Source organism: Burkholderia sp. BCC0322, from assembly GCF_902833045.1.
GTDB lineage: Bacteria > Pseudomonadota > Gammaproteobacteria > Burkholderiales > Burkholderiaceae > Burkholderia.
The window spans coordinates 646,630-658,154 of sequence record NZ_CADFDU010000002.1; the positions used below are offsets into that span (position 1 = coordinate 646,630).

General features: G+C 65.5%; 13 protein-coding genes. 9 read left to right on the forward strand and 4 right to left on the reverse strand.

Annotated features, from left to right (window positions below):
- Positions 1-6 precede the first annotated feature (6 nt).
- Positions 7-1,797: an acyl-CoA dehydrogenase gene (locus tag HWX39_RS09045; protein ID WP_175967149.1), complete on the forward strand. Its 1,791-nt coding sequence runs from the start codon at positions 7-9 to the stop codon at positions 1,795-1,797.
- 93 nt (positions 1,798-1,890) lie between these two features.
- Here the strand turns inward: HWX39_RS09045 and HWX39_RS09050 are convergent, their stop codons facing one another.
- Positions 1,891-3,177 carry a D-amino acid dehydrogenase gene (locus HWX39_RS09050; protein WP_175967150.1) on the reverse strand — a complete coding sequence of 429 codons (1,287 nt, stop codon included), beginning with the start codon at positions 3,175-3,177 and terminating at the stop codon, positions 1,891-1,893.
- 145 nt (positions 3,178-3,322) lie between these two features.
- Between HWX39_RS09050 and HWX39_RS09055 the strand changes: the two genes are divergently transcribed.
- Together HWX39_RS09055 and HWX39_RS09060 are read left to right on the forward strand one after the other, a co-directional pair.
- Positions 3,323-3,811, forward strand: coding sequence for an Lrp/AsnC ligand binding domain-containing protein (locus HWX39_RS09055; protein ID WP_175967151.1), 489 nt, complete (start codon positions 3,323-3,325; stop codon positions 3,809-3,811).
- A gap of 90 nt (positions 3,812-3,901) precedes the next feature.
- The gene (locus tag HWX39_RS09060; RefSeq protein ID WP_175967152.1) at positions 3,902-5,089 is read left to right on the forward strand and encodes a PA0069 family radical SAM protein; all 1,188 of its coding nucleotides are present in this window, start codon (positions 3,902-3,904) and stop codon (positions 5,087-5,089) included.
- A gap of 49 nt (positions 5,090-5,138) precedes the next feature.
- Here HWX39_RS09060 and HWX39_RS09065 read toward each other — a convergent pair whose 3' ends face one another.
- Both HWX39_RS09065 and HWX39_RS09070 read right to left on the reverse strand, forming a co-directional pair.
- Complete coding sequence (locus tag HWX39_RS09065) at positions 5,139-5,606, reverse strand: TM2 domain-containing protein (protein WP_175967153.1); 468 nt, start codon at positions 5,604-5,606, stop codon at positions 5,139-5,141.
- A 108-nt stretch (positions 5,607-5,714) separates the two neighbouring features.
- Positions 5,715-6,854, reverse strand: a complete 1,140-nt coding sequence (locus HWX39_RS09070; protein WP_175967154.1) for a PQQ-dependent sugar dehydrogenase — start codon at positions 6,852-6,854, stop codon at positions 5,715-5,717.
- A gap of 153 nt (positions 6,855-7,007) precedes the next feature.
- Between HWX39_RS09070 and rpsP the strand changes: the two genes are divergently transcribed.
- The 6 genes from rpsP (at position 7,008) to HWX39_RS09100 (ending at position 11,137) form a co-directional block, all read left to right on the forward strand.
- Positions 7,008-7,262: a 30S ribosomal protein S16 gene (gene rpsP / locus HWX39_RS09075; protein WP_006476550.1), complete on the forward strand. Its 255-nt coding sequence runs from the start codon at positions 7,008-7,010 to the stop codon at positions 7,260-7,262.
- A 42-nt stretch (positions 7,263-7,304) separates the two neighbouring features.
- Positions 7,305-7,982 (forward strand): ribosome maturation factor RimM, encoded by a 678-nt coding sequence (gene rimM, locus HWX39_RS09080; protein WP_175967155.1) that lies wholly within the window; start codon positions 7,305-7,307, stop codon positions 7,980-7,982.
- 1 nt (position 7,983) lies between these two features.
- Positions 7,984-8,778 (forward strand): tRNA (guanosine(37)-N1)-methyltransferase TrmD, encoded by a 795-nt coding sequence (gene trmD, locus HWX39_RS09085; RefSeq protein ID WP_175967156.1) that lies wholly within the window; start codon positions 7,984-7,986, stop codon positions 8,776-8,778.
- A 133-nt stretch (positions 8,779-8,911) separates the two neighbouring features.
- The gene (rplS, locus tag HWX39_RS09090) at positions 8,912-9,304 is read left to right on the forward strand and encodes a 50S ribosomal protein L19 (protein ID WP_006753174.1); all 393 of its coding nucleotides are present in this window, start codon (positions 8,912-8,914) and stop codon (positions 9,302-9,304) included.
- A gap of 87 nt (positions 9,305-9,391) precedes the next feature.
- The gene (locus HWX39_RS09095) at positions 9,392-10,078 is read left to right on the forward strand and encodes a CoA pyrophosphatase (protein ID WP_175967157.1); all 687 of its coding nucleotides are present in this window, start codon (positions 9,392-9,394) and stop codon (positions 10,076-10,078) included.
- Between the two features lie 120 nt (positions 10,079-10,198).
- Positions 10,199-11,137, forward strand: a complete 939-nt coding sequence (locus HWX39_RS09100) for a CobD/CbiB family protein (RefSeq protein ID WP_175967158.1) — start codon at positions 10,199-10,201, stop codon at positions 11,135-11,137.
- 64 nt (positions 11,138-11,201) lie between these two features.
- On the opposite strand, the gene HWX39_RS09105 is transcribed toward HWX39_RS09100, so the two are convergent.
- Positions 11,202-11,519, reverse strand: a complete 318-nt coding sequence (locus tag HWX39_RS09105) for a DUF2007 domain-containing protein (RefSeq protein WP_175967159.1) — start codon at positions 11,517-11,519, stop codon at positions 11,202-11,204.
- Positions 11,520-11,525: the final 6 nt, after the last annotated feature.

Consider the following 11,525-nt stretch of genomic DNA (forward strand, 5'->3'; position numbering starts at 1 on the left):
CACATCATGAGCTATCACGCCCCCGTCAAGGACATGCTGTTCGTGCTGAAGGAACTGGCCGGCATCGACGCCGTTGCGCAGTTGCCGGGCTTCGAGGATGCCGGCTACGACACGGCGCAGGCCGTGCTCGACGAATCCGCGAAATTCTGCGGCGAGGTGCTGGCGCCGCTGAACGTCGAAGGCGACCGCAATCCGAGCAGCTGGAAGGACGGCGTCGTGACCGCGACGCCGGGCTTCGGCGAAGCGTTCCGCCAGTTCGTCGAAGGCGGCTGGCAGGGGCTGCAGCATCCGGCCGAGTACGACGGCCAGGGGCTGCCGAAGCTGATCGCGACGCCGTGCATCGAGATGCTGAACGCGTCGAACTTGTCGTTCGCGCTGTGCCCGCTGCTCACCGACGGCGCGATCGAGGCGCTGCTGACGGCCGGCACCGACGAGCAGAAGCAGCGCTACGTGCCGAAGCTGATCTCGGGCGAATGGACCGGCACGATGAACCTGACCGAGCCGCAGGCGGGCTCCGATCTGGCGCTGGTGCGCTCGCGCGCGGAGCCGCAGGGCGACGGCACGTACAAGGTGTTCGGCACGAAGATCTTCATCACGTGGGGCGAGCACGACATGGCGGAGAACATCGTCCACCTGGTGCTGGCGCGCACGCCGAACGCGCCGGAAGGCGTGAAGGGCATCTCGCTGTTCATCGTGCCGAAGTTCATGGTCAACGACGACGGCTCGCTGGGCGCGCGCAACGACGTGCACTGCGTGTCGATCGAGCACAAGCTCGGGATCAAGGCGAGCCCGACGGCGGTGCTGCAATATGGCGACCACGGCGGCGCGATCGGCTACCTGGTCGGCGAGGAAAACCGCGGCCTCGAATACATGTTCATCATGATGAACGCGGCGCGCTTCGGGGTCGGGATGCAGGGGATCGGCGTGGCCGACCGCGCCTACCAGAAGGCGGCGGAATTCGCGAAGGAGCGCGTGCAGAGCCGCCCGGTGGACGGTTCGGCCAAGCAGTCGGTGACGATCATCCATCACCCGGACGTGCGCCGCATGCTCGGCACGATGCGCGCGCTGACCGAAGGCGCGCGGGCGCTGGCCTACGTGGCCGCCGCGCACAGCGACATTGCCCACCGCCATTCGGACGAGGCGACGCGTGCGCGTCATCAGGCAATCTACGAGTATCTGGTGCCGGTGGTGAAGGGCTGGAGCACGGAGATGGTGAACGACGTCGCGAGCCTGGGCGTGCAGGTGCACGGCGGGATGGGTTTCATCGAGGAGACGGGCGCGGCGCAGTATTACCGCGATGCACGTATCCTGGCGATCTACGAAGGCACGACGGCGATCCAGGCGAACGACCTGGTGGGCCGCAAGACGATGCGCGACGGCGGCGCGGTGGCGAAGGCGCTGATCGCGGAGATCGGCGAGACGGTGGCGGCGCTGGGCAAGCTGGACGGCGCGGCGGCCGCGTCGGTGAAGGCGCAGTTGGAGAAGGGCGCGAAGGCGCTGTCGTCGGTGGTGGATTACGTGGTGGCGAACGTGAAGCAGGACCCGAACGCGGTGTTCGCGGGCAGCGTGCCGTACCTGAAGCTGGCGGGCGTGGTGCTGTGCGGGTGGCAGATGGGCCGCGCGCTGGTGGCGGCGCAGGCGAGGCGCGCGAGCGACCCGGCGTTCTTCGATGCGAAGATCGCGATCGCGCAATGCTACGCGGAGCACGTGCTGGTGCAGGCCGGCGCGCTCGAAGCGTCGATCGTCGGCACGAAGGGCAACGAGGGCGTGCTCGCGTTGACGGAAGACCAGTTCTGACCGGCTGACGATTCGATGAAATGAAAAAGGCGCCCCTCGGGGCGCCTTTCTTTTTGATGCCTGCCGGCTTGTATGGCCGCGGGCGTCGTCGGCTTATGCGTATGCCGGGCGCGTCGGGCCGGCCACGTCCTTCAGGTAACGATGCACCGACAGGTCGTCGGCCTGGATCGCGGGCATCTTGCCCGAGATCAGGTCCGCGAGCAGCTGGCCCGAGCCGCACGACATCGTCCAGCCGAGCGTGCCGTGGCCGGTGTTCAGGAACAGGTTCGACACCGGCGTGCGACCGACGATCGGCGTGCCGTCCGGCGTCATCGGGCGCAGGCCCGTCCAGAACGTCGCCTTCGACGTGTCGCCGCCACCCGGGAACAGGTCGTTCACGCACATTTCGAGCGTTTCGCGGCGCGCGGCGCGCAGCTTCTTGTCGAAGCCGACGATTTCCGCCATGCCGCCGACGCGGATGCGCTGGTCGAAACGCGTGATTGCGATCTTGTAGGTCTCGTCGAGCACGGTCGACACGGGCGCGGCCGCTTCGTTGACGATCGGCGCGGTGATCGAATAACCCTTCAGCGGATAGACGGGGATCTTCATCAGGTTCGAGATGAAGCGGGTCGAGTACGAGCCGAGCGCGACGACGTACGCGTCCGCGCGCACCGTCTCGCTGCCGCACTGCACGCCGGCGATCTTGCCGCCCGCGATCGCGAGCGCATCGATTGGCGTGTTGTAGCGGAATTTCACGCCGAGCGATTCCGCGAGCGCGGCAAGGCGCGTCGTGAACAGCTGGCAGTCGCCCGTTTCGTCACCCGGCAGGCGCAGGCCGCCCGTCAGCTTGTGCGAGACGGCGGCGAGTGCCGGTTCGGCTTTCTTCAGGTCGGCCGGCGACAGCAGCTCGAACGGCACGTTCGCTTCCTGCAGGACGGCGATGTCCTTCGCCGCGCCGTCGAGTTGCTGCTGCGTGCGGAACAACTGCAGCGTGCCGCCCGTGCGCCCTTCGTACTGGATGCCGGTATCGGCGCGCAGCGCCTGCAGGCAGTCACGGCTGTATTCGGCAAGGCGGACCATGCGGCCCTTGTTGACTGCATAGCGCTCGGCCGTGCAGTTGCGCAGCATCTGGTACATCCACTGGAGCTGGAAGCGCGTGCCGTCGAGGCGGATTGCGAGCGGCGCATGCTTTTCGAACATCCACTTGACGGCCTTCAGCGGCACGCCGGGCGCGGCCCACGGCGCGGCATAGCCGGGGGAAATCTGGCCCGCGTTCGCGAAGCTCGTCTCGAGCGCCGGGCCGGCTTCCCGGTCGATCACAGTGACTTCATGACCGGCGCGCGCGAGGTAATACGCGCTTGCCACGCCCACCACACCGCTGCCCAGAATGACGACTCGCATAGCTGCTCCAGATGGAAGGGACCAGATCGAGGCCGGGCGCACCCGCGGCTCCGTGTAACCTCTAGCTGATCTAGTTTTTTGCGCTATGGTATTGTCGAATGTGTAGGTTTTGTTATCGTATTTTTCAGGTTTTCAGCAGAAACAAATGAGAACGCAACGTCAGCCCGTACGCTCGCTCGACAAGCTCGACCGGCGCATCCTGAGACTGCTCCAGGACGACGGCCGGATGGCGATGAAAGACCTCGCGGAACAGGTCGGACTGACCGTCACACCGTGTATCGAGCGCGTACGGCGCATGGAGCGGGATGGCGTGATCACCGGCTATCACGCGCGCGTCGATCCCCACCAGCTCGATGCCGCACTGTTGGTGTTCGTCGAGATCACGCTCGGCCACAAGGGCGGCAACATGTTCGAACAATTCCGCCGGGAAGTGATGAAGATCGACGAGGTGCTCGAATGCCATCTTGTGTCCGGTGATTTCGACTACCTGATCAAGGCGCGGATCGGCGAGATGGCCGACTACCGGAAGCTGCTCGGCGACATCCTGCTGCAGTTGCCCGGCGCCGTGCAGTCGAAGAGCTATGTCGTGATGGAAGAAATCAAGGAGACGCTGACGATCGCGGTGGGCGACTGATGCGCCTGCGGCAGGCCGTCGGGCCCTTTATCCTGCCCTTGGCATGCTGCGCCTAATACTGTATAAATGTACAGTATTAGGCGCTGGCGAATGGGTGGGCACATGGACGATCGATCCGACAACGAATTTCCGGTAGCGCCGCCCGTGCCCCGCAAGGGGCGCGGTGCGGTCGACAACCTGCAGGGGCGATATGAAATCGCGCAGCGTGAAGCGGTCGACGACGGCTGGACACACGAGTCGGACGATGCCGATTTCCCCGCGCCTTTGCGTACGCAGGTCTTCGAGGAGCGTGCGAAGAGCATCCTGACGCACAACCAGTCGCCCGACATTCCGTTCAGCGTATCGCTCAATCCGTATCGCGGTTGCGAGCACGGTTGCATCTATTGCTTCGCGCGGCCGACGCACAGTTATCTCGGCCTGTCGCCGGGGCTCGATTTCGAAAGCCGCATCTATGCGAAGGTCAATGCGGCCGAACTGCTCGAGCGCGAGATTTCACGCAAGCGCTACGTGCCGGAACCGATCGCGCTCGGCGTCAACACCGATGCCTACCAGCCGGTCGAGCGTGACCTGCGCATCACGCGCAGCGTGATCCAGGTGATGCACGATCGCGGGTTGCCGTTCGCCGCGATCACGAAGTCGTCGCTGATCGAGCGCGATCTCGACCTGCTCGCGCCGATGGCCGAACGCGGGCAGGTGATGGCGGCGGTGACGATCACGACGCTCGATGCCGATCTCGCGCGCACGCTCGAGCCGCGGGCGGCAACACCGGCGCGACGGTTGCGTACGATTCGCGCCCTGAGCGAAGCGGGCGTGCCGGTCGGCGTGAGCATTGCACCGATGATTCCGTTCGTCACCGAGCCCGATCTGGAGCGTGTGCTCGAGGCGTGCGCGGAGGCGGGCGCGACGCATGCGAGCTACATCATCCTGAGGCTGCCGTGGGAAGTCGCGCCGCTGTTCAAGAACTGGCTGGCCGCGCATTTTCCCGATCGCGCGGAGCGCGTGATGAACCGCGTGCGCGACATGCGCGGCGGGAAAGACTACGATTCGGATTTCTCGAAACGGATGAAGGGCGAGGGGATCTGGGCCGACCTGCTGCGGCAGCGCTTCCGCCAGGCCGTTAAGCGGCTCGGGCTGAACGAGCGCACGAACGGCATTCTCGATCTGTCGCAGTTTCGCGGTGCGCCGGCCGCCGCGGCGCCGGCGCCGCGCGTTGCTGCTCGCTCAGTCGCCACGCGGTCGACGCAGTCGCGTGACGACACGCAATTGAACCTGTTCTGACCAGCGCGCTGAACCGGCGTAGGGCGCCGGTGCGTAGCGGCCGTTACGCTTACTGCGAAATCTGCTTGGCCGCTTCGACCTGCGACTCGAAATACGTCTGGAACGACAGTGCGAGTGCGGTCATCAGCAGGAACGCACCGATCAGCAGCGAGAAGATCACCACGAAGATCACGGTCCAGCCCGACTTGCTGTGCTTGCCCGTCTCCGCGTTGAATTGCGCGTCCCATTTTTCGTCGGAACGCAGGCCGTAGACGAGCGCGGCGAGGAATGCTGCCAGCAACGAGATTGCGCCGGGTACCGCGAGCCACCAGCCGAGGCTGGCGCTGCGCTGGGTTGCGGCGAGCAGGAGGAAGCCCGGGATGCCGACGATCGTCGCGAGCAGGTGCGCCCAGCCGAACACGTCGCGGAAGCCATACAGATAGAAGCGGTGCGCGCCGAGCGACCCGAGCAGGAACGCGAGGGCGGCGGTGAGCGTCTTGGAGTGAAAGCGGCGGGACGGTGCGGTGCTGCTGGACATGGATGGCGGCGTATTGGCGTTGGCATGGGCGGCCGGCGGGCCGGCGCGGGCGCGCGGCCCGCTCGCATTCTACGATGCCCGGTCGGGCCCGGTCACCCCTGTCCTGCGTCAAGGTGCCGCATAGGTCACACGGTAGATCGCGCCTGCGTAGTCGTCGCTGACGAGCAGCGAGCCGTCCGGCAGCGGCAGCACGTCGGCCGGGCGTCCCCATACCGTGCCGTCGGGCCGCAGCCAGCCGGTGACGAACGGGGTCTGGCGCGCCTGGCTGCCATCCGCCGAGACGACGACGCGCATCACGCGATACCCGACCTTCGTGCTGCGATTCCACGAGCCGTGTTCGGCGATGAAGATGTTATTGCGATACGGCGCCGGAAACATCGGCCCTGCATAAAAGCGCATGCCGAGTGCTGCGACGTGTGCACCGAGTTTCAACACGGGCGGCACATAGCGGCGGCATACGTCGGCGCTGCCGAATTCGGGGTCGGGCGTATCGCCGCCATGGCAGTACGGAAAGCCGAAGTCGAGGCCGGCGCGCGGCGCACGGTTCAGCTTGTCGTCGGGCACGTCGTCACCCATCATGTCGCGCCCGTTGTCGGTAAACCAAAGCTCGCCCGAATCGGGGTGCCACGCGAAGCCGACCGTATTGCGTACGCCGCGGGCAACAACCTCGCTCCCGCTGCCGTCCGCCTTCATGCGCGCGATGATCGCGTAGCGGCTGCGATCGGCGAGGCAGACGTTGCACGGTGCGCCGGTCGGCACATACAGCTTGCCGTCGGGGCCGAACGCGATGAATTTCCAGCCGTGATGGTGTTCGGTCGGCAGTGTGTCGGTGACGACGGCGGGTGCGGGCGGTGTGGCGAGCCGGTCGTCGATATGATCGAGACGCAGGATGCGCGATACGGCAGATATATAGAGTGCGCCGCCACGGTAGGCGACGCCGACGGGCATGTCGAGCCCGGACGCGATCACGTAGTGCGCACTGATCCGTCCCTCGTGCAACAGGAACGCATGCACGCGGCCTTCCCGTGTGCCGACATACAGGACGCCGCGCGGAGACCACGCCATTTCGCGGGCGGTCGGTGCCGCGTCGGTCAGCACTTCGACGTGGAAGCCGGACGGCACGACGAGTTCGCCAACCGGCAACGGCGCGGCAAGCGTCGGTGCGGACGCAAGGCAGGCAAGGCCGGCAAGCAGCGCCGCGAAACGGTGCTGCGCACGGCGCATCGAGGCGGCGCGTAGGGGCGGCATGACGGTGTGAAACGTACCGGACACGACGATTGTATGCCCGGCGGGCGGGCCGCCCCCGGATTTTTTGCGCGTAAGTGTTTGTTGTACCTCCGGTTTCCGGCTATAATCGCGTGTTTCAGTAGTTTCGAACCCGGTTTTCCCGAAGGACATCATATGGTTATCATCCGTCTGGCTCGTGGCGGCTCGAAGAAGCGCCCGTTCTACAACATCGTTGCTACCGATTCGCGCAACCGTCGTGACGGCCGCTTCATCGAGCGCGTCGGCTTCTACAACCCGGTCGCTACGAAGGGCGAATCGCTGCGTATCGCTCAGGATCGCCTGACGTACTGGCAAGGCGTTGGCGCGCAACTGTCGCCGACCGTCCAGCGTCTCGTGAAGGAAGCGCAAAAGGCGCAACCGGCTGCCTAACATGGCACGGTGTGCCGGTCGTGCCGGCTTTGAGGTGCATTAATGGCGGGTCACGATTCCGGTAATGCAAGGCGCGGGCGTGCGTCGTTTGGCGCATTCGTCCGCAAGCCGGCCGAGCGCGACGCTGTCGCGAACGCCGGTCAGGCCGCCGAGCAAGGCGGTCTTGAAGTGGCGCAAGCCTGGCCCGACGATGCCGTCGAGGTCGGGGCGGTGGTCGACGCCTATGGCCTGAAGGGCTGGGTCAAGGTGGCGACGCACGCCGACGCCGGTCGTGGTGGCGATGCGCTGCTCAAGGCACGCCACTGGTGGCTGGAGCGTGGTGCGGAGCGGCTTTCCGTTCGCATCATGCAGTCGAAGACGCACAGCGACACAGTCGTTGCGCAACTCGCGGGCGTCAGCGACCGCGATGCCGCGCTGGCTATGCGCGGCTTTCGCGTGTTCGTGCGCCGGGAAGATTTCCCGGCATTGGCCGCGGACGAATTCTATTGGGTCGACCTGATCGGTCTCGACGTCGTCAACGAGCAATCGGTGGCACTCGGGAAGGTGAGCGGGATGATCGACAATGGCGTGCATTCGATCATGCGTGTCGAGTATCCGGCGACCGGCAAAGACGGTCAGCCGACCACCGACGAACGGTTGATTCCGTTCGTCGGCGTATACGTCAAAACGGTGGATCAGGCGGCGCGTCGCATCGTCGTCGACTGGGAAGCCGATTACTGAAATGAACCAGGTTACCGAGAGCGCGGTGCAGTTCGACGTCGTCACGCTCTTTCCCGAGATGTTCCGTGCACTGACCGACTGGGGGATCACCAGCCGGGCCGTCAAGCAAGGGCGCTTCGGGCTGCGCACCTGGAACCCGCGTGATTTCACGACGGACAACTACCGCACGGTCGACGATCGTCCGTACGGCGGCGGTCCGGGCATGGTGATGCTGGCCAGGCCGCTCGAAGCCGCGATCGATGCCGCGAAAGCGGCGCAGGCTGAGCAGGGTATCGCGAGCACGCGAGTCGTGATGATGTCGCCGCAGGGCGCGCCGCTCACGCATGAGCGTGCGGTGCGGATGGCGCAGGAACCCGGTGTCGTCGTGCTGTGCGGCCGCTATGAAGCGATCGACCAGCGCCTGCTCGATCGTTGCGTCGACGAAGAAATCAGCCTCGGCGATTTCGTCCTGTCCGGCGGGGAATTGCCGGCGATGGCGATGATGGATGCCGTCGTGCGGTTGCTGCCCGGTGTGCTGAACGATTCGCTGTCGGCCGTGCAAGATAGTTTCGCTGACGGCCTGCTCGATTGTCCGCACTACACGCGCCCCGAGGAATATGACGGTATGCGCGTGCCGGACGTGCTGCTCGGCGGGCATCATGCCGAGATCGAGCGGTGGCGGCGCCAGGAAGCATTGAGAAATACGTTGCGGAAGCGGCCGGACCTCATCGTCCGGGCGCGCCGCGAGAAGTTGCTGAGCCGTGCCGACGAGGCGTGGCTTGCGAACCTCGCACGCGAAGCGAAGGACGCCTCCTGAGGCGGCTGCGCGAGCGGGAATTGGCGGTGCCGTGCATGCGTGTGCGGTGCCTGATGTGAATCCATCCTCTATCGGGGCCAGGCCTGGAAGCAGGCGGGTGTCAACGCCGACACGATGGCATAAGGAGTCAGTAATGAATCTGATCGCAAAACTTGAGCAGGAAGAAATCGAGCGCGCGCTCGCCGGCAAGACGATCCCCGAATTCGCCCCGGGCGACACGGTGATCGTGAACGTGAACGTGGTTGAAGGTAACCGCAAGCGCGTTCAGGCTTACGAAGGCGTCGTGATCGCGATTCGCAACCGTGGCCTGAACTCGAACTTCATCGTCCGCAAGATCTCGTCGGGCGAAGGCGTCGAGCGTACGTTCCAGACGTACTCGCCGCTGCTGGCAAGCATCGTCGTGAAGCGCCGCGGTGATGTGCGTCGTGCGAAGCTGTACTACCTGCGCGAGCGTTCGGGCAAGTCGGCTCGTATCAAGGAAAAGCTGGTGTCGAAGGATCGCGCCGCAGCAGCTTCCCAAGAGTAAGAGCTGTAAGGAAAAAGCACCCAACCGGGTGCTTTTTTCATTCTGGCGCGAGAATATGCTCGATACGACACGAACCCGAGAGCCCCATTGAATCGCCGCCCCATCATCGATCCCGAAGTCCTGCCGGTCGAAGGCACCGGCGCCGGCCTGCCGGCCATCGATTCCCGCCTGATGACGCCGTCCGGCCTGCGCGACCGTTTCGCGCGCACGCTCGAATGGAGCGTCGAGCCCGGCGAAGCGAGGCTGCAGGAGGGCGTCGATCCGCGTAGCGCGGCCGTCCTCGTGCCGCTCGTCGTCCGCGAGTCCGGCCTCACCATGCTGCTGACCCAGCGCGCCGACCACTTGAACGACCACGCCGGACAGATCAGCTTCCCCGGCGGTCGTCGCGAACCGTTCGATCACGATGCAACCGCAACCGCGTTGCGCGAGGCGAAGGAAGAGATCGGGCTGGCAGCCGAGCGGGTCGAGATCCTCGGCGCGCTGCCTGACTACCTGACCGGCACGGGTTTTTGCGTGACGCCGGTGGTTGGCCTCGTGCATCCGCCGTTCACCGTGCAGGCCGACACGTTCGAAGTCGCCGAGATTTTCGAGGTGCCGCTCGCGTTCCTGATGAATCCCGCGAACCATCAGGTCCGTGTGTTCCGCTGGGAGGGCGGCGAGCGTCGTTTTTTTGCGATGCCCTATCCAAATGGCGAACCCGGCGGGCATTACTTCATCTGGGGCGCAACTGCCGGCATGTTGCGCAATCTGTACCGCTTCTTGGTCGCCGGCTAGGCGCACGCGGCGGCCGGCGCTCGCGGCTGGTGGCCGTGCGACCGCACCGGCAGCCATCCGGTGCTTACGCTGTGCTATCGTTATGCAAAAAATGACATAACTCCGAAGACGGCGCCACGCATGACTTTCTTTTCGGTTCTCCTCGCCCTCATCATCGAACAGGTCCGCGCGTTGTCGCCGAACAATCCGGTGTTCGCGCTGTTCCAGTTTCATGCGGAAACCGTCGCGCATGGTCTCGACGCTGGCAAGCAGAAGCACGGCATCCTCGCCTGGCTCGCGGTCGTGCTGCCGTGGGTGCTGATCGTCGCGCTGATCTATTTCCTGCTGTACAAGGTGAGCTTCGTGCTCGCATTCATCTGGAACGTCGTTGTCGTGTATTTCACGCTCGGCTTCCGTCAGTTCAGCCATTACTTCACCGATATCCACCTCGCGCTCAATAACGACGACGTGCCGCGTGCGCGCGAAATCCTGCGCGAGTGGACGGGCATCGACACGGTCGACATGCCGGTCGGCGAAATCGTCCGCCATACGCTGATTCATGCCGTTGTCGCATCGCATCGCCACGTGTTCGGCGTGTTCTTCTGGTACGTGCTGCCGATCGGCCCGGCCGGTGCCGTGCTGTACCGGATTTCCGAATACCTCGCACGTAGCTGGTCGACGCCAGGCGACGACCGTACGGCCGCCTTCTCGACGTTCGCGCAACGCGCGTTCTTCGTGATCGACTGGATTCCCGCGCGACTGACCGCGCTCGGCTTCGCGATCGTCGGCAATTTCGAGGATGCGATCTACGCGTGGCGCAACCACACGCGCCAGTGGCCCGACCCGAACGACGGCGTGCTGCTGGCAGCCGGCAGCGGGGCCCTTGGCGCACGTCTCGCAGGGCCGCTCGCGGAGCCGTCGAGCCTCGACGCGCTGGCAGTCGGCGACAGCGGCCCGCTGACGGTCGGTGACGATTGCACGCCGCGGACGCTGCAATCCGCGGTTGGCCTCGTCTGGCGTGCGGTGATCCTGTGGATGATTCTGCTGCTGATGCTGACGCTTGCCGTCTGGGTGTCGTGACGGAGCAGTACGGTACCCGATGAAAGGCAAAAGGCCGGCTGGATACCGGCCTTTTTGCTGTGGGTCAGTCGTCCAGCGGGTCGCGTAGGGCGCCGCATTGCCAGCACGCAGTGAACTGCGCTTCGAGCGCCTCGCCGCACTGCCGGCAGCGCCACGGCGCGGCACCGGGCGATGGCCCGTGCGACGCGGCATCGAGGAGCCGGCGCGCGAGCGCGTCGTCGCGTTCGTCATCGAGCCACAGTTCGGGCGTGCAGGCGTCGGCGGGCAGGCCGCCGAGCGCGCCGGTCGCGTAGCAGTTATGCAGTTCGCAACCGATGCCGGCCACCTGAAGCACGTTGGCCCAATGCTGCGCCGTCGCGAGATCGGGTGCCTTGAAACGCATCGCGGC